General features: G+C 56.9%; 20 protein-coding genes. 4 read left to right on the top strand and 16 right to left on the bottom strand.

The features are described from left to right. Positions 1-93 precede the first annotated feature (93 nt). Genes hemG through pepQ form a run of 4 tightly spaced genes read right to left on the bottom strand, consistent with a single transcriptional unit; the run spans position 94 to position 4,075 of the window. On the bottom strand, positions 94-627 hold the full coding sequence (hemG, locus tag CWM61_RS26410) for a menaquinone-dependent protoporphyrinogen IX dehydrogenase (protein WP_074387397.1): 534 nt from the start codon (positions 625-627) through the stop codon (positions 94-96). Between the two features lie 11 nt (positions 628-638). Continuing rightward, positions 639-2,090: a Trk system potassium transporter TrkH gene (gene trkH, locus CWM61_RS26405; RefSeq protein ID WP_061156164.1), complete on the bottom strand. Its 1,452-nt coding sequence runs from the start codon at positions 2,088-2,090 to the stop codon at positions 639-641. Between the two features lie 39 nt (positions 2,091-2,129). Beyond that, positions 2,130-2,744, bottom strand: a complete 615-nt coding sequence (locus CWM61_RS26400) for an IMPACT family protein (protein WP_074387398.1) — start codon at positions 2,742-2,744, stop codon at positions 2,130-2,132. Further along, positions 2,744-4,075: a Xaa-Pro dipeptidase gene (gene pepQ, locus CWM61_RS26395; RefSeq protein WP_100632179.1), complete on the bottom strand. Its 1,332-nt coding sequence runs from the start codon at positions 4,073-4,075 to the stop codon at positions 2,744-2,746. The genes CWM61_RS26400 and pepQ overlap by 1 nt, the downstream gene beginning before the upstream one ends. Before the next feature lie 191 nt (positions 4,076-4,266). Here pepQ and fadB point away from each other — a divergent pair, with 191 nt between their 5' ends. Together fadB and fadA are read left to right on the top strand one after the other, a co-directional pair. Then, positions 4,267-6,456 (top strand): fatty acid oxidation complex subunit alpha FadB, encoded by a 2,190-nt coding sequence (gene fadB, locus CWM61_RS26385; RefSeq protein ID WP_016160082.1) that lies wholly within the window; start codon positions 4,267-4,269, stop codon positions 6,454-6,456. Positions 6,457-6,465: 9 nt separating this feature from the next. After that, positions 6,466-7,629: an acetyl-CoA C-acyltransferase FadA gene (gene fadA / locus CWM61_RS26380; protein WP_008807927.1), complete on the top strand. Its 1,164-nt coding sequence runs from the start codon at positions 6,466-6,468 to the stop codon at positions 7,627-7,629. Positions 7,630-7,736: 107 nt separating this feature from the next. Here the strand turns inward: fadA and fre are convergent, their stop codons facing one another. Together fre and ubiD are read right to left on the bottom strand one after the other, a co-directional pair. Further along, complete coding sequence (gene fre, locus CWM61_RS26375; RefSeq protein WP_008807928.1) at positions 7,737-8,438, bottom strand: NAD(P)H-flavin reductase; 702 nt, start codon at positions 8,436-8,438, stop codon at positions 7,737-7,739. Between the two features lie 55 nt (positions 8,439-8,493). Beyond that, positions 8,494-9,963, bottom strand: coding sequence for a 4-hydroxy-3-polyprenylbenzoate decarboxylase (ubiD, locus tag CWM61_RS26370; RefSeq protein WP_100632178.1), 1,470 nt, complete (start codon positions 9,961-9,963; stop codon positions 8,494-8,496). Positions 9,964-10,141: 178 nt separating this feature from the next. On the opposite strand from ubiD, the gene rfaH reads away from it, so the two are divergent. After that, entirely contained in the window at positions 10,142-10,630 is a 489-nt protein-coding gene (gene rfaH, locus CWM61_RS26365; RefSeq protein WP_008807930.1) for a transcription/translation regulatory transformer protein RfaH, read from the top strand. On the opposite strand, the gene tatD is transcribed toward rfaH, so the two are convergent. The 9 genes from tatD to udp form a co-directional block, all read right to left on the bottom strand. After that, the gene (tatD, locus tag CWM61_RS26360; protein ID WP_165785317.1) at positions 10,627-11,430 is read right to left on the bottom strand and encodes a 3'-5' ssDNA/RNA exonuclease TatD; all 804 of its coding nucleotides are present in this window, start codon (positions 11,428-11,430) and stop codon (positions 10,627-10,629) included. The genes rfaH and tatD overlap by 4 nt on opposite strands. Before the next feature lie 32 nt (positions 11,431-11,462). Then, positions 11,463-12,242 carry a Sec-independent protein translocase subunit TatC gene (gene tatC, locus CWM61_RS26355; protein WP_074387401.1) on the bottom strand — a complete coding sequence of 260 codons (780 nt, stop codon included), beginning with the start codon at positions 12,240-12,242 and terminating at the stop codon, positions 11,463-11,465. A 2-nt stretch (positions 12,243-12,244) separates the two neighbouring features. Continuing rightward, entirely contained in the window at positions 12,245-12,781 is a 537-nt protein-coding gene (tatB, locus tag CWM61_RS26350; protein ID WP_074387402.1) for a Sec-independent protein translocase protein TatB, read from the bottom strand. Between the two features lie 3 nt (positions 12,782-12,784). Then, a complete protein-coding gene (tatA, locus tag CWM61_RS26345; protein ID WP_002883425.1) occupies positions 12,785-13,036 on the bottom strand; it encodes a Sec-independent protein translocase subunit TatA in 252 nt (83 codons plus the stop codon). A 129-nt stretch (positions 13,037-13,165) separates the two neighbouring features. Then, on the bottom strand, positions 13,166-14,806 hold the full coding sequence (ubiB, locus tag CWM61_RS26340; protein ID WP_061156174.1) for a ubiquinone biosynthesis regulatory protein kinase UbiB: 1,641 nt from the start codon (positions 14,804-14,806) through the stop codon (positions 13,166-13,168). Beyond that, the gene (gene ubiJ / locus CWM61_RS26335) at positions 14,803-15,408 is read right to left on the bottom strand and encodes a ubiquinone biosynthesis protein UbiJ (protein WP_061156175.1); all 606 of its coding nucleotides are present in this window, start codon (positions 15,406-15,408) and stop codon (positions 14,803-14,805) included. Before ubiJ ends, ubiB begins: the two co-directional genes overlap by 4 nt. 13 nt (positions 15,409-15,421) lie before the next feature. Continuing rightward, positions 15,422-16,177 (bottom strand): bifunctional demethylmenaquinone methyltransferase/2-methoxy-6-polyprenyl-1,4-benzoquinol methylase UbiE, encoded by a 756-nt coding sequence (gene ubiE / locus CWM61_RS26330; protein WP_008807935.1) that lies wholly within the window; start codon positions 16,175-16,177, stop codon positions 15,422-15,424. Between the two features lie 70 nt (positions 16,178-16,247). Then, on the bottom strand, positions 16,248-17,696 hold the full coding sequence (gene rmuC, locus CWM61_RS26325) for a DNA recombination protein RmuC (protein ID WP_074387403.1): 1,449 nt from the start codon (positions 17,694-17,696) through the stop codon (positions 16,248-16,250). A 135-nt stretch (positions 17,697-17,831) separates the two neighbouring features. Next, a complete protein-coding gene (gene udp, locus CWM61_RS26320; protein WP_002883419.1) occupies positions 17,832-18,593 on the bottom strand; it encodes a uridine phosphorylase in 762 nt (253 codons plus the stop codon). 272 nt (positions 18,594-18,865) lie between these two features. Here udp and CWM61_RS26315 point away from each other — a divergent pair, with 272 nt between their 5' ends. Next, positions 18,866-19,678: a dienelactone hydrolase family protein gene (locus CWM61_RS26315; protein ID WP_074387404.1), complete on the top strand. Its 813-nt coding sequence runs from the start codon at positions 18,866-18,868 to the stop codon at positions 19,676-19,678. 55 nt (positions 19,679-19,733) lie between these two features. Here the strand turns inward: CWM61_RS26315 and metE are convergent, their stop codons facing one another. Continuing rightward, positions 19,734-21,998 (bottom strand): 5-methyltetrahydropteroyltriglutamate--homocysteine S-methyltransferase, encoded by a 2,265-nt coding sequence (gene metE, locus CWM61_RS26310; RefSeq protein WP_074387405.1) that lies wholly within the window; start codon positions 21,996-21,998, stop codon positions 19,734-19,736. Positions 21,999-22,096 lie beyond the last annotated feature (98 nt).

The following is a 22,096-nucleotide window of genomic DNA, read 5'->3' as shown; positions in this document are numbered from 1 at the left end:
GCGCATTATAGGGAGTAATTCTGAGGTGACAAGGGGAAATTCAAAAAAACTTTTCGTTCGCTCGATTTTCCACCACAACGCGAGTTTTACGCGCTATTTGCTCGCCATTTGAGCGATTTCCCGAGCAAACCGGGATACCTGTTGCCAGTCGGTATAGACCACCTCTTTCCGGATATCCGTTTCGCCTCCGGTCATTTTCATAATCAGGCGGATCATAAATCGATCGTACCAGCGGTAGCGCGGGTAGCGCAGCGCGCCGGCAAACACCGCGCAGCTCTGCGGCTGCCACGGCGAGTTCAACAGAAACTTACGCGTATAGCTGTTGGTCTGCGGCGTACGCTTCTCGGGTTTACGGGCTACCAGGTTGACCGAGAAGAATGCTCCCGGCAGCGCCTGCAATGATACCAGATGCTTTTTCACAAAGCGGTCCACCGCCGGATGAAAGTGCCCGTAGCGAATCGACGCGCCAATGACCACCCGATCGTAGTGATGCCATTCGACGACATCGGTACGATTCAGGTTCAAGGTATCCGCATCGATGCCCAGCTCTTTTAGCTCGGAGGCCAGAAACGAAGCGATTTCACGGGTCTGCCCGTCGCGGGTGGAGAAGAGTATTAAAGTTTTCACGAGCACTCCTGTTATTCGCGCCAGAAAGTGGGAGTAAAGAGCACCAGTAAGGTGAACACTTCCAGACGACCAAACAGCATATTAGCAATCAGGATCCATTTCGCGACCGGGTTCATGGTGGCAAAGTTGTCCGCGACAACGCCAAGCCCAGGCCCGAGGTTGTTCAACGTCGCCACTACGGAGGCGAAGGCAGAGAAGTCATCCACCCCGGTGGCAATAATCGCCAGCATACTAATGATAAAGACCAGCGCATAGGCGGAGAAGAAACCCCACACAGCTTCAAGAATTCGTTCCGGCAGCGCGCGGTTACCTAACTTGATGCTATACACCGCATTCGGGTGTACCAGACGCTTAAGCTCACGGTTGCCCTGCTTGAACAGCAACAGGATACGGATCACCTTTAAGCCACCGCCCGTGGACCCGGCGCAGCCGCCGATAAATGCGGAGCAGAGCAGCAGCACCGGCAGGAACAACGGCCAGCGCGCAATGCTATCGGTGGTGAACCCCGCGGTGGTCGCCATCGACACCACCTGGAAAAATGCCTGATTCAGCGTCGTCAGCACCGATCCGTACACGTTATGAAGCCATAGCACCAGCGTACAGATGATGACCAGCGTCAACTGGACGCCAATGAACATCCGAAATTCTGGGTCGCGCCAGTACACCTTCAGGCTGCGTCCGCTCAATAATGAAAAATGCAGACCGTAGTTACAGCCAGAGATCAGCAAAAAGATCGCGATGATGGAGTTAATCATCGGGCTATTGAAATAGCCGACGCTGGCATCATGAGTCGAGAAACCACCGATAGCGATGGTGGAAAAGCTATGACCAATCGCATCGAAGGCCGGCATACCGGCAAACCAGAGCGCCAATGCGCAGGCTATCGTCAATAACACATAGATTAGCCACAGCGTCTTCGCCGTCTCGGCGATACGCGGGCGCATCTTGTTGTCTTTCAACGGGCCGGGCATTTCCGCACGGTAGAGCTGCATCCCCCCGACGCCGAGGATAGGCAGAATCGCCACCGCCAGCACAATGATCCCCATACCACCGAACCACTGCAGCATCTGCCGGTAAAAGAGGATTGCATGGGGTAACGAGTCCAGCCCCACCAGCGTGGTCGCCCCGGTCGTCGTCAGGCCGGAAAATGACTCGAAGAAGGCATCCGTCACCGTCAGGTTCGGCTGCTCGGCGAAAATAAAGGGCAAGGCCCCCACGCTCCCCAGCACAGTCCAGAACAGCACCACGATCAGAAACCCTTCGCGGGATTTCAGTTCGCCTTTTTGCTTACGATTCGGCCACCACAGCATGGAGCCAATCGCCAGCGCAACAAAAAAGGTTTGAGTGAAGGCCCGCCCCGCGCCATCGCGATATATCAGGGCCACTAATCCCGGAACGATCATCGTCCCCGAAAATAAGATGACCAACAGTCCAACGATTCGGGTTATGGCGCGAAAATGCATCTCTGGCGCTTCCTTTGATAGGCAAAAAAACAGAGGGGATTATTCGTCAATCTTCAGTAATTGCAATGAACCGCGACTAAAATCAGCCAGTTTTGCTGAAAAAGCCGCCACTTCGGCCCGGGGAAGCGCCACGCGAAGCCGAACCGACGCCAGATATTCGCTTTCGACTACGCGCCCGGAGAATTGGGCAAGCAGCGATTCGACGCCAGCCAGTTGCCCATACTCACATTGCAAAGTATATGCCGTTAGCGGCGTCTTGCGCTGCGTTGTCAACTGCGCCAGCGCCTGATGAACACCGCCGCCATAGGCTTTGACCAGGCCGCCGGTGCCCAGCAGGATACCACCGTAGTAACGCACGACGACAGCGGTTATCTCACCTACACCGCACCCCATCAACTGCGCCAGCATCGGTTTGCCCGCCGTCCCCGCCGGTTCGCCATCGTCAGAAAATCCCAGCTGTTGCGAATCATCAGGCGGCCCGGCGACCCACGCCACGCAGTGGTGACGGGCATCAGGGTGATCCGCTCTGACGGACTCGACAAAGGCTTTAGCCGCCGCCACGCCGTCGGTATGCGCCAACAACGTGATAAAACGGCTTTTTTTAATCTCCTCAACGACGGTAACCGGCGCCGCCGGGATTAACCAGCTTTCCATTACGCCAGCTTCAGATCGCGCGTCATATTTTCAATGCTGTTTTCGTGGACCACCACGTTATCTTCGATACGGATCCCGCCAAACGGTTTCATGGCGTCAATTTTATGCCAGTTGAAGTGCTTGCTGAACGGGCCTTCACGCCACGGTGCCAGTAACGACTCGATGAAGTAGATGCCGGGTTCAATGGTCAGCACCATGCGCGGCTCGATAATACGGGTGCAGCGCAGATACGGATATTTCGACGGCGCCGCCAGATGCGTACCGGTGTCATCCTGCATAAAGCCAGCAACATCATGTACCTGCAGACCCAGCGGATGGCCAATCCCGTGCGGCATAAACGGCCCGGTCAGGTCATTCTCCACCATCGCCTCTTCGCTCATATCGGAGACTAACTGATGTTTACGCAGCAGCTTTGCGATGCGCTGATGGAACTGGATATGGTAATCAACATAACGGGTCCCGGCCTTCATGGTGCTAATCAGCGCCAGCTGCTCGTCATTAACGTCTTTAATCAGATGGGCAAAGTCGTTGTCGCCGTGTGCCGCCCAGGTTCGCGTCAGGTCTGCGGCATAGCCGTTATATTCTGCACCGGCGTCGAGCAGGAAGCTGCGCATCTCCGCCGGGGCGCGATGATCCAGTTTGGTGTAGTGCAGGACGGAAGCATGCTCGTTCAGCGCCACGATGTTGCTGTAAGGCACATCGGTATCACGATGGCCGGTGGCGGTGAGATAGGCCTGGTTGATATCGAATTCGCTCATTCCGGACTGGAACGCTTCATAGGCCGCACGATGGCCATTGACCGCCGATTTCTGCGCTTCACGCATGCAGGCCAGTTCGTAATCCGTTTTGTAAGCCCGATAGTAGTGCAGGTAATCGATAACCCCTTTCGGGTTGATCTTATCCGCAGCGATACCCAGCCCCAGCGCACGCTCCGGTACCGGCCCAATATAGCCGATATTACCGCGAGCGGCAGGCAGCTGGCTGCCGATGCCATCGGCCTTCGGCAGAGCAATAACGTCAACCTCTTCGGTCCAGAATGAGGTCGGCAGCGGCTCGACGTTGTGCCAGTAATCGACCGGCAGATAGAACCACAGCTTCGGTTTGTTGACGCCATCCACCAGCAGCCAGCAGTTAGGCACCTGGGTCACTGGCACCCAGGCTTTGAACTGCGGGTTGACCTTGAACGGATACGGATGGTCGTCAAGGAAGACGTTAACCAATTCACCGGAGTGAATCAGCAACGCATCCATTTGAAAACGGGTCAGCACGTCACGGGTACGTTCTTGTAGGGTAACAATATGATTTTTATAGAGCGCGGACAGGGATTCCATCTTTCATCCTTTGCTTTTATGGGATCGTGATACTCCGCATCTTAGCACATCACCCTGCGTGCGGGTGATTTCCGCCGGATGTGATCCGACCAGCAATTATTTAAAGAGTAATTTGCAATTCTTTAACATAAATTCCACACTCCGTTTCATCTGGTATGACCAGATCATATTGCTGGATTCAGGAGACTGACATGCTCTACAAAGGCGACACCCTGTACCTCGACTGGCTGGAAGATGGCATCGCCGAACTGGTGTTCGATGCCCCAGGTTCGGTCAACAAACTTGATACCGCAACCGTAGCCAGCCTCGGTCACGCGCTGGACGTACTGGAAAAACAAAACGATCTCAAAGGCCTGCTGCTGCGCTCTGAAAAAGCGGCGTTTATCGTCGGCGCGGATATCACCGAATTTCTCTCGCTGTTCCTGGTCCCTGAGGAGCAGTTAAGCCAGTGGCTGCATTTTGCTAACAGCGTTTTCAATCGTCTGGAAGATCTTCCCGTCCCGACTATCTCTGCCGTCAATGGTTACGCGCTGGGCGGCGGTTGTGAATGCGTCCTGGCGACCGATTATCGCCTGGCGACGCCGGATCTACGTATCGGTCTGCCGGAAACCAAGCTCGGCATTATGCCGGGCTTCGGCGGTTCCGTGCGTCTGCCGCGCCTGCTCGGCGCCGATAGCGCGCTGGAAATTATTGCCGCCGGAAAAGACGTCGGCGCCGATCAAGCGCTGAAAATCGGCCTGGTGGATGGCGTGGTCGCAGCGGAAAAACTGCGCGATGGCGCGCTGGCGATCCTGCGTCAGGCCATTAATGGCGACCTGGACTGGAAAGCTAAACGTCAGCCAAAACTGGAGCCGCTGAAGCTCAGCAAAATTGAAGCTACCATGAGCTTCACGATTGCCAAAGGCATGGTCGCGCAAACTGCCGGGAAACATTACCCGGCGCCGATCACCGCGGTGAAAACCATTGAAGCCGCCGCGCGTCTTGGTCGTGAAGAAGCCCTGGTGCTGGAAAATAAAAGCTTTGTCCCGCTGGCCCATACCAATGAGGCCCGCGCGCTGGTTGGTATCTTCCTGAACGACCAGTACGTCAAAGCGAAAGCGAAAAAGCTGACCAAAGATGTCGAGACGCCGAAGCATGCTGCTGTCCTGGGCGCTGGCATTATGGGCGGCGGTATCGCATATCAGTCGGCCTGGAAAGGCGTGCCGGTGGTGATGAAAGACATTAGCGACAAATCGCTGACCCTTGGCATGACCGAAGCGGCGAAACTGCTGAACAAGCAACTGGAACGCGGAAAAATTGACGGTCTGAAGCTGGCCGGAGTGATCAGCACCATTCAGCCAACCCTGGAATACAGCGGTTTTGATCGCGTGGACGTGGTTGTTGAAGCGGTGGTCGAAAACCCGAAAGTGAAGAAAGCGGTGCTGGCCGAAACCGAGGCAAAAGTGCGCCCGGATACCGTGCTGGCGTCTAACACCTCAACGATTCCTATCAGCGAGCTGGCAAGCGTGCTGCAGCGCCCGGAAAACTTCTGCGGTATGCACTTCTTTAACCCGGTGCATCGCATGCCGCTGGTTGAAGTGATCCGCGGCGAAAAAACCTCGGATAAGACCATTGCCACAGTTGTGGCCTGGGCCAGCAAAATGGGCAAGACGCCAATCGTGGTGAATGATTGTCCCGGCTTCTTCGTCAACCGCGTGCTGTTCCCCTACTTCGCCGGCTTCAGCCAGCTGCTGCGCGACGGGGCGGATTTCCGCAAGGTCGACAAAGTGATGGAAAAACAGTTTGGCTGGCCAATGGGCCCGGCTTATCTGCTGGACGTGGTCGGCATCGATACCGCCCACCATGCCCAGGCCGTGATGGCGGCGGGCTTCCCGCAGCGGATGCAGAAAGATTATCGCGACGCAATCGACGCCCTGTTTGACGCCAGCCGTTTCGGCCAGAAGAACGGCCTCGGCTTCTGGCGTTATAAAGAAGACAGTAAAGGCAAGCCGAAGAAAGAAGAAGATGCCGCAGTCGACAGCCTGCTGGCCGACGTCAGCCAGCCGAAGCGCGATTTCAGCGATGAAGAGATTATCGCTCGCATGATGATCCCGATGGTTAATGAAGTCGTCCGCTGCCTGGAAGAAGGCATTATCGCCAGCCCGGCGGAAGCGGATATGGCGCTGGTATACGGCCTGGGCTTCCCTCCGTTCCACGGCGGCGCATTCCGCTGGCTGGACACCATTGGCAGCGCGAAGTATCTCGATATGGCACAGCAATACCAGCACCTTGGCCCGCTGTATGACGTGCCAGCCGGTCTGCGTGACAAAGCGCGCCATAACGAAGCGTATTATCCCCAGGTAGAGCCAGCCCGTCCGGTTGGCGCTCTGAAAACGGCTTAAGGAGTCACAATGGAACAGGTTGTCATTGTCGATGCAATTCGCACCCCGATGGGCCGTTCAAAGGGCGGCGCCTTTCGCAACGTGCGTGCGGAAGATCTCTCTGCGCACCTGATGCGTAGCCTGCTTTCGCGCAACCCGTCGCTTGAGGCGAGCGCGATTGACGATATTTACTGGGGCTGCGTGCAACAAACGCTGGAGCAGGGTTTCAACATTGCGCGTAACGCCGCGCTGCTGGCAGAAATCCCGCACTCGGTACCGGCGACGACGGTTAACCGTCTGTGCGGTTCCTCCATGCAGGCGCTGCACGATGCGGCCCGTATGATCATGACCGGCGATGCCAGCGTCTGCCTGATTGGCGGCGTTGAGCACATGGGCCATGTGCCAATGAGCCACGGTGTCGATTTCCATCCGGGCCTCAGCCGTAATGTGGCGAAAGCCGCTGGCATGATGGGGCTGACCGCGGAAATGCTGGCGCGTCTGCACGGCATTAGCCGCGAAATGCAGGATCAGTTCGCCGCACGCTCTCACGCTCGCGCCTGGGCGGCGACGCAATCAGGCGCCTTCAAAGCGGAGATTATTCCCACCGGCGGCCACGATGCCGATGGCGTACTGAAGTCTTTTAACTATGACGAAGTGATCCGCCCGGAAACCACCGTCGAAGCGCTGGCGGCGCTGAGACCGGCATTTGACCCGGTGACCGGTACGGTAACGGCGGGTACCTCTTCCGCCCTTTCCGACGGCGCGGCGGCGATGCTGCTGATGAGCGAAAGCCGCGCCCGCGAGCTGGGGCTGAAGCCACGCGCCCGCGTCCGTTCGATGGCGGTGGTCGGCTGCGACCCGTCCATTATGGGTTATGGCCCGGTTCCGGCCTCAAAGCTGGCGCTGAAAAAAGCGGGCTTATCCACCAGCGATATTGACGTCTTTGAAATGAATGAAGCGTTTGCCGCGCAGATCCTACCGTGTATTAAAGATCTGGGGTTAATGGAGCAGATTGACGAGAAGATCAACCTCAACGGCGGCGCGATCGCGCTCGGACATCCGCTGGGCTGCTCCGGGGCGCGCATTAGCACCACGTTGATCAATCAGATGGAACGCAAAGACGCGCAGTTCGGTCTGGCGACCATGTGTATCGGTTTAGGTCAGGGTATTGCCACTGTGTTTGAGCGGATTTAATCGAAGGGTTATCTCAACGCCATTGCGACCAGAAACAGGCAGCAATGGCGAAGAGAGCAGGTTTAGTTGCCGTTCTTCCCGCCTGTCAGGGGCGGGTTTTTTTATTTTCAGATAAAGGCAAACGCATCGCCAAACAGGCGATCTTCGCGCGCGCCGCGTTCGTTGCAGAACAGGTCGCGGGCAATCTTGGCCATCTCAAAACGACCGGCAATGTAAATATCATGCTCGGCCAGCGTACCGTAATCCTGCAGCACGGCGGTGAGTACCGTACCGGAGCGACCACGCCACCCTTCTTCCGGTTGCTCGACCACCGGCTCGATGCGCAGATTCGGATGCTTGATGCTTAACGCTTCCAGCTCGGCCAGATCGTACAGATGCTTAGCCTCGCGGCCGCCCCAATAAATGGCGATATCGCGATCCGGGTTACGCGCCAGCGCGGTTAACAGAATAGAACGCACATAAGAGAAACCGGTGCCGCCGGCGATCAGAATCAGCGGACGATCTTCGTCATCGCGCAGCCACGCTTCGCCATGCGGAATATCAACCTCAATTTCACGCTCTTTCAGAATGCGATCCATGACCGCCATCGCATACAGATTGAGTTCAGAAGCACCGATATGTAGCTCGATAAACTCGTGTTCCGACGGCGTGGAAGCCATAGAGAACGGACGCTTGTCGCGCTCGTCCATTACCACCATCAGATACTGGCCAGCGCGGAAAGAAAATGCCGCTTCCGGTACTAATCGAACGCGATACACGGTATCGGTAATCGCCTCCACTGAGGTCACTTTACAGCTTAAGGTTGTCATGCGTCCCCTCTGTCGGGTCTATAGAGCAAAACAGCGGCGTTAGCCCCGCTTACTGTTATTTAAAGATGGCCAGTTCATCCCAGATGGCGTCGATGCGCGCCGTCACCTGAGGATCTTTTTTGATTGGACGACCCCATTCACGCTGGGTTTCGCCAGGCCATTTATTCGTGGCATCCAGCCCCATTTTTGAACCCAGGCCGGAAACCGGCGAGGCAAAATCCAGATAATCTATTGGCGTATTTTCTACCAGTACCGTATCACGAGCCGGGTCCATACGGGTAGTGATCGCCCAAATCACATCGTTCCAGTCGCGTGCGTTGACATCGTCATCGCAAACGATCACGAATTTGGTATACATGAACTGGCGCAGGAACGACCAGACGCCCATCATCACGCGCTTGGCATGACCCGCATACTGTTTTTTCATCGTCACCACCGCCAGGCGGTAGGAACACCCTTCCGGCGGCAGATAGAAGTCGACGATTTCCGGGAACTGCTTTTGCAGAATGGGCACAAAGACTTCGTTCAGCGCCACGCCCAGCACCGCAGGTTCATCCGGCGGACGACCGGTATAGGTCGAATGATAAATCGCGTCTTCGCGCTGGGTAATGTGGGTTACCGTAAACACCGGGAAGCTATCCACTTCATTGTAGTAGCCAGTATGATCGCCATACGGGCCTTCCGGCGCCATCTCACCGGCCTCAATGTAACCTTCGAGCACAATTTCCGCGCTGGCTGGCACTTCAAGGTCATTGGAAACGCACTTCACCACTTCGGTCTTGGTGCCGCGCAGCAAGCCTGCGAAAGCATATTCCGACAGCGTATCGGGCACCGGCGTCACCGCGCCAAGAATGGTCGCCGGATCGGCGCCAAGCGCCACGGAAACCGGGAAGCGCTCGCCGGGATGCGCCGCGCACCACTCCTGGAAATCGAGCGCGCCGCCGCGGTGGGAAAGCCAGCGCATGATGAGTTTATTTTTGCCGATCAGCTGCTGGCGATAAATACCCAGATTTTGCCGCTCTTTGTGTGGACCACGGGTTACCGTCAGCCCCCAGGTGATCAGCGGCGCGGCATCTTCCGGCCAGCAGGTCATAATCGGGATTTTGTTGAGATCGACGTCATCGCCCTGGAGGATTTTTTGCTGGCAGGGCGCGCCGCGCAGGCGTTTGGTCGGCATATTCAGCACTTGCTTGAACTGCGGCAGCTTATCAAACAGATCGCGGAAGCCTTTTGGCGGTTCCGGCTCTTTCAGAAAAGCTAACAGCTTACCCACCTCGCGCAGCGAACTGACCTCTTCCTGCCCCATCCCCAAAGCCACGCGACGCGGCGTACCGAACAGGTTGCACAGCACCGGCATGGTATAGCCTTTCGGATTTTCAAACAGCAGCGCCGGGCCACCGGCGCGAAGGGTCCGGTCGGCAATTTCGGTGATTTCCAGGTGAGGATCGACCGGCAGAGTGATACGTTTTAGTTCGCCCTGTTGTTCCAGGAGTGTCAGAAAGTCGCGAAGATCGTGGTATTTCATGAAAGTGTTATAGACCTCTCTACAGGCGGCTAATTATACGGTGTTCGACGGCGCGATGCTGTAATTTTGTTAAATTAGCGTGAAAGAACGCTGAAATTTGGATTTCAATTATAATGGCTTTCGCGATTACACCAGCCATTTGTTATGCTTGCCGTTATTAGAAGTGGAATGAGTCATTATGCAAGCCTGGTACTTACTGTATTGCAAACGTGGGCAGCTACAACGAGCCCAGGAACATCTTGAACGTCAGTCAGTTAACTGCCTGATGCCGACGATTGCGCTGGAAAAAATCATTCGCGGTAAACGCACCATGGTCAGCGAACCGCTGTTCCCGAACTACCTGTTTATTGAGTTCGATCCAGAGGTGATTCATACCACCACCATCAGCGCCACCCGCGGGGTTAACAACTTCGTGCGCTTTGGCGCCTTGCCCGCTGTCGTTCCCTCGGCGGTGATTCATCAGCTCTCTATCTACAAACCAGAAGGCATCACCGACCCGGAGACGCCGCATGAGGGCGATAGCGTGCTAATCACCGACGGCGCGTTCGAAGGCTTACAGGCTATCTTCACCGAGCCGGACGGTGAAGCACGTTCTATGTTGCTGTTAAACCTGCTGAATAAGCAAGTCCTGCAGAGCGTTAAAAATACCGACTTCCAGAAAATCTAAACGTCGTTAACGTCGATGCCAAACAGCGTCCTGACGTTTGCGTCCGTTTGCGCCTCCAGCCATTGCGCCTCTTCGCCCCGCCAGGTCGCGACGCTTGCCAGGATATGCGGCAAATACGCGGGCTCGTTACGCCGCGAGGCCGGTTTCGGCTTGAGGTCGCGCGGCAACAGATAAGGCGCATCAGTCTCCAGCAGCAGACGTTCCGCCGGGATCGCCGGCAGCAGCTCGCGCAGCTCCAGTCCCCGCCGCTCATCGCATACCCAACCGGTAATACCGATAAACAGGCCCAGATTCAGACATTCCTGCACCTCGCTGCGGCTGCCGGTAAAGCAGTGCAGCACCGCGCCCGGGATCTTCTCAAGCCAGGGTTTAAGCAGCGCCAGAAACCGGTCGTGGGCGTCGCGGCAGTGTAAAAACACCGGCATCGACAGCTCAGCGGCCAGCGCCAGCTGGGCGCTGAACGCTGCCTCCTGCTCCTGCGGCGTGGAGAAATTACGGTTGAAATCCAGACCGCACTCACCTATCGCCACCACCTGCGGCTCGCGGGCGAGGGTATAAATCGCCTCGGCGACCGCTGGCGTCCAGCTGCTGCCGTCATGGGGATGAACCCCCGCCGTGGACCAGCAGCCGGAATAATGGCTCGCCAGTTTCTGCGCCTGCTGGCTCTCCGGCAAATTTGTGCCGGTCAGCAGCATGCCGTGAACCCCCGCCGCCTGGGCGCGGGCCACCACCTCATCACGGTCGCGGGAAAACTGCGAACTGGTCAGATTAACGCCGATATCAAACATGATCGCTCCCATATGACAACCGCCCTGACGGGCGGTTGGCGGTATTACTCTTCTCTGTGCTCTGCGGCTTCAGCTTCGGCCGCGGCATCGTCATCACGCGTCTGGCGCTTCCCGGTGTAGAAGCGGGCGAAGAACACGCCTACTTCAAACAGACAGTACATCGGAATGGCCAGCAGCGTCTGCGAGAATACGTCCGGCGGCGTCAGCAGCATGCCCACCACGAAGGCGCCCACCAGCACATACGGCCGTTTTTTGCGCAGTTCTTCCGGCGTGGTAACGCCCATCCAGCAGAGCAGCACAATGGCGACCGGTACCTCAAAAGAGACCCCGAACGCCATAAACAGCGCCATCACGAAGTCGAGATAGCTGCGGATATCGGTCGAGACCAGCACCCCCTCCGGAGCAGCATGGGTCAGGAAGCCGAACGCCAGCGGAAACACGACAAAATAAGCGAAAGCCATGCCGATATAGAACAGCAGCGTACTGGAGACCAGTAAGGGCACCACCAGCCGGCGCTCGTGCTTATACAGCGCCGGCGCGACGAAGGCCCATACCTGATAAAGAATAATCGGCACTGACAGGATCACCGACACCATGAAGGTCAGCTTTATCGGCGTAAAGAAAGGTGAAGCGACATCAGTGGCGATCATCGTCGCGCCCACCGGCATCTTGCTGATAAGCGGAGCCGAGACCAGCTGATAGATATCATTGGCGAAATAGACCAGCGCCAGGAAGATCACCAGGATAGCAATGATGCTGTTGAGCAGACGCTTGCGCAGCTCAATCAGATGCGAAATTAACGGTTGAGTATCGTCTACGCCCATGTTTACGGTTTATCACTCGATGCGGGGGAAGAATGCGGAGCTGCCGCAGTCGCGGGGGTTTTCTCTGCCGGAAGGTCAGCCGGTGAAGCGGGTTGCTCATCGACAACTGGCTCCGGCGCATGAGCCGGAGCGCTAGCCTGATGCTCTGCCGTCGCCGGCGTGACGTCCTGCCGTTGCGCTTCGCTGCCTTTCACCACCGGATTATGGATGGTATTGGCTTCGTCGCTGGCCTTTTCAGGATCGTGGGCGCTATAGGAACGCTTCATCGACTCTGCGGCCTCGCGCAGTTCATCCATGGAGGCTTTCAGCTCCGGCGTCAGGTTGTTCAGGCTGGCCTTTTCCACCTTTTTGAGGCTCTCCTGGAACTCCTGCAGTTTTAGCTCCTGGGCCAGCTCATTTTGTACCGTGGTCGCCAGCGACCGTAGCGTACGGATCCAGCCAACTACCGTTTTAACCGCTACGGGGAGCCGCTGTGGCCCCAGAACAATGAGGCCAATAACAAACACCAGCAGTAGTTCACTAAAACCAATATCGAACACGAGTTACACCTGCTCTTTGTCGTGGCGTTTTGTCTCGTCTTTTTTTGCATCATCCTGTTTATCGGCGATGGTTTTCGCCGTGAAATCTGCGTCTGGTGCCGACTTTTCGGGTTTATCATCATCACTCATGGCTTTTTTAAAGCCTTTGATCGATGCCCCTAAGTCTGACCCCAGTGAGCTCAGCTTCTTCGTCCCAAAAAGCAGAACTACGATGACGACAACAATTAATAACTGCCAAATACTGATACCACCCATACACGTTCCCCTATGACAGATGATGATTTGTGTGGACGCATTATACACGCCATCCTGCAAGCCGCCTCTTCGTCAGGCGACTGGCATGATTTTGCGCAAATTAGCCTGCGTCATGAAGAGGCGAACCGATCAGTGGGTTTTCCGCCAGCCAATCAGCCAGGTGACGATACCGCCGGCCATCAGCCAGCCGGGCATCATTCCCCACTCAGGGCGATGGATAAAGAGCAGCGTACCACTGAGCAATAAAACCGCGCCTATACCAAACAGATAACGGGACTGCCCCTGGCGGACATGACGCACATGCATATCCCGCACGATGGTATCGACGCTGGTCTGCAGCTGTTTGCTCTGCTGCAGGCTCTGATACACCAGCTCAGGTATTTCGGGCATTCTTTCGATCCAGAACGGCGCTTTGTCTTTAAACGCGCGCACCAGCGCCGGAATGCCGACCTGATCTTTGATCCACGACTCGAGGAAAGGCTTCGCCGTTTTCCACAAGTCTAACTGAGGATAGAGCTGCCGGCCTACCCCTTCTACGTAAAGTAATGTCTTCTGCAGCAAAACGAGCTGCGGCTGGACTTCCATATTGAAGCGCCGCGCAGTGTTGAACAGGTTAAGCAGCACGTGACCGAAGGAGATCTCCGCCAGCGGCTTCTCAAAGATCGGCTCGCAAACCGTGCGGATCGCGAACTCAAACTCTTCGACGTTGGTATCGGGCGGTACCCAACCGGAGTCCACGTGCAGCTCGGCCACCTTACGATAATCGCGGTTGAAGAAGGCGATAAAGTTTTCCGCCAGATAGCGCTTATCTTCTTTGTTCAGCGAGCCGACAATACCGCAGTCGATGCCGATATACTGCGGATCTTCCGGGTGCTCGTAGCTAACGAATATGTTGCCAGGGTGCATATCGGCATGGAAAAAGCTGTCGCGGAACACCTGGGTAAAGAAGACCTGCACGCCCCGCTCCGCCAGCAGTTGCATATTGGTCCCCTGGGCCTCCAGCGCCTCCACGTCGGACACCGGGATACCGTAGATGCGCTCCATCACCATCATGCTTTCGCTGCAGTAATCGGGGTAAACCTCCGGCACATACAGCATCGGGCTGTCTTCGAAATTACGCCGTAGCTGAATGGCGTTGGCGGATTCCCGCAACAGGTTCAGCTCGTCCAGCAGCGTTTTTTCATACTCGCGGACCACCTCCTGCGGGCGCAGACGACGGCCGTCAGGCAGCAGACGAGGCACCCAGCGCGCCAGGCGGTAGATGAGCTTCATGTCCGCTTTAATGATCGGCAAAATATCCGGGCGGATAACCTTGATAACCACCTCTTTGCCATTCTCTTTCAGACGCGCGGTATGCACCTGGGCGATGGACGCCGAGGCTAACGGCTCTACGGAGAAATCATCAAACCAAGCTTCCACCGGCAGGCCACCCATCGCTTTCTCTATCTGCTGCTGCGCGAGCTTTCCTTCAAAGGGAGCCACGCGGTCCTGCAACAGCGCCAGCTGATCGGCGATTTGCGGCGGGAAGAGATCCCGCCGCGTGGAAAGCATCTGGCCAAATTTAATCCACACCGGCCCCAGCTCCTGAAGCGCCAGGCGGAGACGGGTGCCAAGAGGTTGGTCTTGATGACGATTTGGCATCCAGAACAGCATCCGCCGCCAGATACGCAGCGGCAGCGTGAGACGAATTTTGGGGATGAGCTCATCGAGCCCGTAGCTCAAAAAGGTGTGGATGATGAAATACAGGCGCCGTAATTCTCCTGGCGTCATTTGCCCTCCAGCGTTTCCAGCCGTTTTTCCAGTGCGGCCAGCGCGCGTTCAATAGCCGTCGTTTCTTCCGCAAACCATGCCAGCTCCAGCGGCCCAGGCGCCAGTCGCCACTCTTCAGTGATCGCTTCCGCGACATAGCGCTGCTGGCGCTGCGCACCCTTCAGTAGAAACTGAGCGCCGCCGCGGAGGGCTTTGCCGACACCTTCAGCCACGATATCGCCGGTATAAGGCGCCAGCAATTCAGCGGGATCGAACTCCGCCAGATCGCACAGGGAGACCATGTTCTGCACCACTTGCAGATCGCCCTGCACTTCCAGATCGCCGCTACGAATAAGCGCCGTGAGCTGCTGACGATTACGCAGTTTGGGCAGCACGCTGAGCCGGGTAATCACAGTGCAGTCGGCCTCACCCTCCCAGGCACTCAGGACATCTATCTGGCGTTCGCTGAACGCCAGTACGATCGGGGTGGAAAAGTCCTGCAGTTGAACTCGCAATACCTTACCCAGCAGGCGCTGACGGGCTGGTTTTAGCGCCTTGTCGCGCCAGAGAAAAGTATTCAGCGCCGTTTCAATGCCAGCGGTCACCAGGGGTGTGAAAGGCATAGCGTCCCTCCTGTCAGAACTTGTAACCGCGATGCAAGGCAACGATACCCGCCGTCAGGTTGTGATAGTCGACACTTTCAAAACCGGCATCCTGCATCATCCCTTTCAGGGTTTCCTGATCCGGGTGCATACGGATAGATTCTGCCAGATAGCGATAGCTGTCGCCGTCTTTTGCCACCAGTTCCCCCACCTTCGGCAGGATATGGAAGGAGTAAGCGTCGTAGGCTTTGCTGAGCGGTTCGATAATCGGTTTAGAAAACTCCAGCACCAGCAGACGTCCGCCCGGCTTCAGCACGCGGTACATCGAACGCAGCGCTTTTTCTTTATCGGTCACGTTACGCAGACCGAAAGAGATGGTGATGCAGTCGAAGGTGTTATCAGCAAACGGCAGGGCTTCCGCGTTGGCCTGAACATACTCAACGTTACCCACGATGCCGATATTGCGCAGCTTTTCGCGGCCCATTTTGAGCATGGAATCATTGATATCAGCAAGCATGACGCGACCGGTTTCCCCTACCAGACGGGAGAACTTGGCCGTCAAATCGCCGGTCCCCCCCGCCAGATCCAGCACGGTCTGCCCGCGACGTACGCCGCTGCAGTCGATGGTGAAACGCTTCCACAAACGATGGATACCGAACGACATCAAGTCGTTCATCACATCATACTTTGCCGCGACAGAATGGAATACATGCGCCACCATGTCCTGTTTCTGCTCTTTAGCGACCGTCTGAAAGCCAAAGTGCGTCGTTTCTTGTGAATCCTCAACCATCTCTATGCCTGCTTGCTTTTCAAGAAAATGTTCACTGAGTGTATCAGATTCAGCGCATTTCCCATACGTTTCAGCGTGGCGGAGCCGCCTCCCGATTATGCAACGCCTCGGCAGAGTCGGGTGAAAATGCGTCATTTTCCGGGAGGTTATCCTCCTCTTCGAGACGATATTCATCGTCCTGGGCAGTGGCTTGTTCGACTAAATCAGGATTTATCCCGCGCTTCACCTCCACCCCCAGGCCGCGAAAGGCCTCCGCCTGGGCCAGCAGATTCCCGCGCCCGGAAGCGAGCTTTTTCATCGCCTGGCGATAGTTCTCTTGCGCCTTATCCAGACTCTGGCCGATGGCGGACATATCATCCACAAACAAGCGCATTTTGTCGTAAAGGCGCCCCGCCCGCTCGGCGATCTTCTGCGCGTTGCGGCTCTGATGCTCATAGCGCCACAGATTGGCGATAGTACGCAGGGCTACCAGCAGCGTCGTCGGGCTGACCAGCATGATATTATTTTGCAACGCCTCGCTGATGAGTTCGGGCTGACGGTCGATGGCCAGCAGGAAAGCCGGCTCGACGGGAATAAACATCAGCACGTAGTCAAGAGATCGCAGGCCCGGCAGCTGTTGATAATCCTTGCGTCCCAACAGGCGAATATGGTTTCGCACCGAGGCAAGATGTTCCTGCAGCGCGACTTCGCGGGTGTAGTCGTCTTCGGCGTTGAAATAGCGTTCATAGGCGACCAGGGTCATTTTGGCATCGATAACGACGTCTTTGCCCTGCGGCAGGCGCACGATAACGTCCGGCTGCATCCGCGAGCGGTTGTCGGTCTCGATGCTAACCTGAGTCTGGTACTCATAGCCTTCGCGCAGGCCGGAGGCCTCCAGCACGCGGGTTAAAACGACTTCCCCCCAGTTGCCCTGGGTTTTGTTATCACCCTTCAGCGCTTTGGTCAGGTTCAGCGCCTCCTGCGCCATCTGCGCGTTCAGCTGCTGCAGATTGCGGATCTCATGCGCCAGGGTGTGCCTTTCCCGCGCCTCCTGGCCAAAGCTCTCCTGCACCTGGCGACGGAACCCATCGAGCTGTTCGCGCAGCGGGGTCAGCAGGCCATGCAGGCTCTGGCGATTTTGCTCATCGACGCGCCGGTTGCTGTGTTCGAAAATGCGGTTGGCGAGGTTTTCAAACTGCTCGCTCAGGCGCTGCTCGCTGTTAACCATCTGACGGATCTTATCTTCCGCATGCAGTTGGGTGGATTCGAGCCGGGTGGTGACTTCACGCAGATCAGCCTCCAGCGAGGTATTGATATCCCGCAGACTGCGCAGCTCATTGTTCAGCAGCTCGCACTCCTCACGCCAGTGGGCCTCCTGCACCAGCTGCTGACGGGCGGCGCTCAGCTCAATATCCAGCTCTCGCCGCTCCTCGATCAGATCGGCCCGGATTTGGTCGGCGCGCGCTTTGGTTGCCAGCCAGCCGACCATTAACCCGGCAGCCAGTGCGATAACCGCGCTGATAATGATTGAGAGATCCACGACGCCCCCTGCGATAACCTGATGGCACAAAATAGAATTGTGCTGTACAAACGTCCAGTTTAAAAGGAATTTCCTGCGAGGAGCGACGCAAAAAAGAAAGGCCGGAGGATCCGGCCTGAAAGAGAAGGTGTTGAATTACAGCAGACGGCGCGCCGCTTCCACGACGATTTTGACCGCGTGGCTTTCGGTTTGCTTCATGGTTTCGGCGTTAGGGATCTCTTGCTGGGTACGGTTAACGATAACCCCAGCTACCATCCCGGCACGCAGGCCCTGGCTCGCGCACATGGTCAGCAGCGTGGCGGATTCCATTTCATAGTTCATCACGCCCATTGCCTGCCACTCTTCCATTGAGCCCTTGAAGCGGCTCACCACGCGGCCGGAGAAGGTGTCGTAACGCTCCTGGCCTGGGTAGAAGGTATCCGAAGAGGCGGTCACGCCGATATGGGTGGTGGCACCAATAGATTTCGCCGCTTCCACCAGCGCGGTGGTGCAGGCGAAGTCTGCGACGGCCGGGAACTCCATCGGCGCAAAGTGCAGGCTGGCGCCGTCCAGGCGAACGGAAGCGGTCGTGACCAGCACATCGCCAACGTTAATGTGCGGTTGAATCGCGCCGGTGGTGCCGATACGCAGGAAGGTACGCACGCCCAGCTGCGCCAGCTCTTCCACGGCGATAGAAGTCGACGGGCCGCCGATGCCGGTAGAACAGACGATCACCGGTTTGCCGTCCAGCTCCGCGCGCCAGGAGGTAAATTCGCGGTGGGATGCCAGCTTAACCGGCTTATCCATCAGCGCGGCGATCTTTTCCACACGCTCCGGATCGCCAGGGACGATAGCCAGCGTAGCCCCTTGTAAATCGTTCTTGGTGAGGCCGAGATGAAAAACATCAGACTTGGACATAAAAAACTCCTCTGTGGGTCGAATTATCAGCAGAAGCAAAACGGTACTGTACCGAAGCCCCTGGCATCTTTTTGTGATGATAGTCACCAAGACCAATAATGATTGCAGTTGTTTTTCAGTAAATAGTGATACACATCACATTAACAAGTTATATTCATCGTCACAGAACAAAAGATAGCCGCTTTCAGGCACTGTGCTTTATTACCGCCCGCACTAAAGGCAAAGGGTCTATAGTTACTGATGCGCTAATAAATAAGGGTACGGAGAATACCATGACCACCACCAAACAACCTGGATTCGCACCTGCTGCTTCACCACACGCCGCCACCGCCGTTCATACGCCGGAAGAGCATATTATCGCCGGAGAGACGTCTATTCCCTCCCAAGGTGAAAACATGCCGGCCTACCACGCCCGCCCGAAAAATGCCGACGGTCCGCTGCCGATCGTTATCGTGGTACAGGAAATTTTCGGCGTGCATGAACATATTCGCGATCTTTGTCGCCGCCTGGCGCAGGAAGGCTATCTGGCTATTGCGCCTGAATTGTACTTCCGTCAGGGCGATCCGAATGAGTACCACGATATCCCGACCCTGTTCAAAGAGCTGGTTACCAAGGTGCCGGACGCGCAGGTGCTGGCGGATCTCGACCATGTCGCCAGCTGGGCGGCGCGCCACGGCGGCGATGCCCATCGTCTGCTAATCACCGGCTTCTGCTGGGGCGGACGCATTACCTGGCTGTATGCCGCGCATAACCCGCAGCTGAAGGCAGGCGTGGCCTGGTACGGCAAGCTGGTGGGAGAAAAATCGCTGAATTCACCGAAGCATCCGGTAGATATCGCTGTCGATCTCAACGCCCCGGTACTTGGTCTGTACGGCGCTAGAGACGCCAGTATTCCACAGGACACCATCGAGACCATGCGTCAGGCGCTGCGGGCGGCGAATGCCACAGCGGAAATCGTGGTCTATCCCGAAGCCGATCATGCCTTTAACGCCGACTATCGCGCCAGCTACCATGAAGAGTCAGCCAAAGACGGCTGGCAGCGAATGCTCGCGTGGTTTGCCCAGTATGGCGGTAAAAAAGGATAATCACCCGATGCAAAAAAAGGAGGCAAATGCCTCCTTATTATTTTTCGCCTGACTATCAGGCGGATTCGCGCAGATTCTGTGCCGCTTGCACCATATTCGCCAGCGCGGCGCGGGTTTCCGGCCAGCCGCGAGTTTTCAGGCCACAGTCCGGGTTAACCCACAGCCGCTCCGCCGGGATACGCTGCGCGGCTTTTGCCAGCAACGCTTCGATCCACTCCACGCTCGGCACGTTCGGCGAGTGAATATCATATACCCCCGGCCCGATTTCATTGGGGTACTCAAACGCTTCGAACGACTCCAGCAGTTCCATATCGGAACGCGAGGTTTCAATGGTGATCACGTCGGCATCCAGCGCGGCAATGGAGTCCATGATGTCGTTGAACTCGCAATAGCACATGTGGGTGTGGATCTGAGTGTCGTCTTTGGCGACCGCAGCATTAAGGCGGAAGGCTTCCACACCCCACTGCAGATAGGCATCCCAGTCGCTGCGCTTCAGCGGTAACCCTTCGCGCAACGCCGGCTCATCAATCTGGATGATGCCGATCCCCGCCGCCTCCAGATCCGCCACTTCATCACGCAGCGCCAGCGCAATCTGTTTCGCGATGGTTTCACGGCTGACATCTTCCCGCGGGAAGGACCAGCACAGAATGGTCACCGGTCCAGTGAGCATCCCTTTCACCGGTTTGTCGGTCAGCGACTGCGCGTACTTCGCCCAGTCGACGGTGATCGCTTGCGGACGGCTGACGTCGCCGATCACCACAGGCGGCTTCACGCAGCGGGAACCATAGCTCTGCACCCAGCCGTTTTGCGTGAAGATGAAACCGTCCAGGTGTTCGCCGAAATACTCCACCATATCGTTACGCTCGGCTTCCCCGTGCACCAGTACGTCTAAACCTAACCGCTCCTGCTCGACGATCGCCTGCTTAATATGTTCCGCAATCCCGGTACGATAATGACTGGCATCCAGGTTGCCCTTTTTGAAGTCCAGGCGCAGGCCGCGGATCTCGGTCGTCTGCGGGAATGACCCGATGGTGGTGGTCGGCCATGCCGGCAGGTTAAAGCGTTGACGCTGTGCCTGAGCGCGAACTTCATAAGGGCTGGCGCGCTGGCTGTCCTGGGCAGTGATCGCCGCCAGCCGTTTTTCCACTTCCGCGTTGTGCACCCGGGTCGAATGGCGACGGGCCTGGATTGGCGCGCTCCACTCGGTAATCGCCGCCGTATCGCCGCTGTTCAGCGCATCGCGCAGCAGCGCCAGCTCGCCGCATTTCTGCAGCGCGAAAGCAAACCAGCTCTTCACTTCCGCATCAAGGCGCGTCTCCACGCTCAGATCGATCGGGCTATGCAGCAGAGAGCAGGATGACGCGACCCAGAGGTCGCGTTTACCGACGAGGTCTTTAATTTGCGCATACTTTTCGGTGAGATCGGCGCGCCAGACGTTGCGCCCATTGATCAGACCCGCGGACAGCAGCCAGTCGGCCGGCAGGCGGTTATGCAGTTCGGCGATATCATCTTTGCCGTGCACCAGATCGACGTGCAGCCCCTGGACCGGTAGCGCAGCAATGGTCGTGAGATTGTCGCTAATGCCTTCAAAATAGGTGGTCAGCAGCAGCTTCACCTGGCCCTGCAGGGCGTCATAAGCCGGTTTAAAGGCCTCCAGCCACGCTGGCGGCAGCTCCAGCACCAGCGCCGGTTCATCAATCTGCACCCACTCGATGCCACGCTTCGCCAGTTCGGCCAGCACCTGCTGGTAAACCGGCAGGATGTCATTCAGCAGGCTCAGACGGTCAAACGGTTCACCTTTCACTTTGCCCAGCCACAGGTACGTTACCGGCCCCAGCAGCACGGGCTTGATCTTGTGGCCCAGCGCCAGCGCTTCGTCTACTTCATCCAGCAGTTGGGTCCAGGTCAGTTTGAACTGCTGGCCCTTCACGAACTCCGGCACCATGTAGTGATAGTTGGTGTTAAACCATTTGGTCATTTCCGCAGCGGCGGCCGGTTCGCCAGTCGGCGCGCGGCCGCGGCCAATGCGGAACAGGGTGTCGATATCGATGGATCCGTCTTTGTTCTGATGACGAGCCGGCACGTTGCCCAGCAGCAGGCTGGTAGTCAGAACATGGTCGTACCAGGCGAAATCCCCCACCGGCAGCAGATCAACGCCCGCCTGTTTCTGCTGCTCCCAGTGCCGGGCGCGCAGCTCACGGCCTACCGCCAGCAGCTCCTCGCGAGTGGCGTTGCCCGCCCAGTAGCTCTCTTGCGCTTTTTTCAGCTCGCGGCGCAGGCCAACGCGAGGAAAACCGAGGGTGTGGTTAATAATTGTCATGTGTTCTTCCTCTAATTAATTATTAATCCAAAGGATTTTGTATTTAGGGAAGGCGGCAAGTTTGCTCATCCCCAGGAGCTTACTGAAGTAAGTGACTG

The sequence above is a fragment of the Klebsiella sp. K-Nf6 genome (assembly GCF_002806655.1).
Lineage (GTDB): Bacteria > Pseudomonadota > Gammaproteobacteria > Enterobacterales > Enterobacteriaceae > Klebsiella > Klebsiella variicola.
This window is presented reverse-complemented; position numbering and strand designations above follow the sequence as displayed.

Excerpts from the sequence above, each read along its gene's own strand:
- trkH (WP_061156164.1), bottom strand. The coding sequence starts at position 2,090 with ATGCATTTTCGCGCCATAACCCGAATCGTTGGACTGTTGGTCATCTTA.
- CWM61_RS26400 (WP_074387398.1), bottom strand. The coding sequence starts at position 2,744 with ATGGAAAGCTGGTTAATCCCGGCGGCGCCGGTTACCGTCGTTGAGGAG.
- pepQ (WP_100632179.1), bottom strand. The coding sequence starts at position 4,075 with ATGGAATCCCTGTCCGCGCTCTATAAAAATCATATTGTTACCCTACAA.
- fadB (WP_016160082.1), top strand. The coding sequence starts at position 4,267 with ATGCTCTACAAAGGCGACACCCTGTACCTCGACTGGCTGGAAGATGGC.
- fadA (WP_008807927.1), top strand. The coding sequence starts at position 6,466 with ATGGAACAGGTTGTCATTGTCGATGCAATTCGCACCCCGATGGGCCGT.
- fre (WP_008807928.1), bottom strand. The coding sequence starts at position 8,438 with ATGACAACCTTAAGCTGTAAAGTGACCTCAGTGGAGGCGATTACCGAT.
- ubiD (WP_100632178.1), bottom strand. The coding sequence starts at position 9,963 with ATGAAATACCACGATCTTCGCGACTTTCTGACACTCCTGGAACAACAG.
- rfaH (WP_008807930.1), top strand. The coding sequence starts at position 10,142 with ATGCAAGCCTGGTACTTACTGTATTGCAAACGTGGGCAGCTACAACGA.
- tatD (WP_165785317.1), bottom strand. The coding sequence starts at position 11,430 with ATGGGAGCGATCATGTTTGATATCGGCGTTAATCTGACCAGTTCGCAG.
- tatC (WP_074387401.1), bottom strand. The coding sequence starts at position 12,242 with ATGGGCGTAGACGATACTCAACCGTTAATTTCGCATCTGATTGAGCTG.
- tatA (WP_002883425.1), bottom strand. The coding sequence starts at position 13,036 with ATGGGTGGTATCAGTATTTGGCAGTTATTAATTGTTGTCGTCATCGTA.
- ubiB (WP_061156174.1), bottom strand. The coding sequence starts at position 14,806 with ATGACGCCAGGAGAATTACGGCGCCTGTATTTCATCATCCACACCTTT.
- ubiJ (WP_061156175.1), bottom strand. The coding sequence starts at position 15,408 with ATGCCTTTCACACCCCTGGTGACCGCTGGCATTGAAACGGCGCTGAAT.
- ubiE (WP_008807935.1), bottom strand. The coding sequence starts at position 16,177 with ATGGTTGAGGATTCACAAGAAACGACGCACTTTGGCTTTCAGACGGTC.
- udp (WP_002883419.1), bottom strand. The coding sequence starts at position 18,593 with ATGTCCAAGTCTGATGTTTTTCATCTCGGCCTCACCAAGAACGATTTA.
- CWM61_RS26315 (WP_074387404.1), top strand. The coding sequence starts at position 18,866 with ATGACCACCACCAAACAACCTGGATTCGCACCTGCTGCTTCACCACAC.
- metE (WP_074387405.1), bottom strand. The coding sequence starts at position 21,998 with ATGACAATTATTAACCACACCCTCGGTTTTCCTCGCGTTGGCCTGCGC.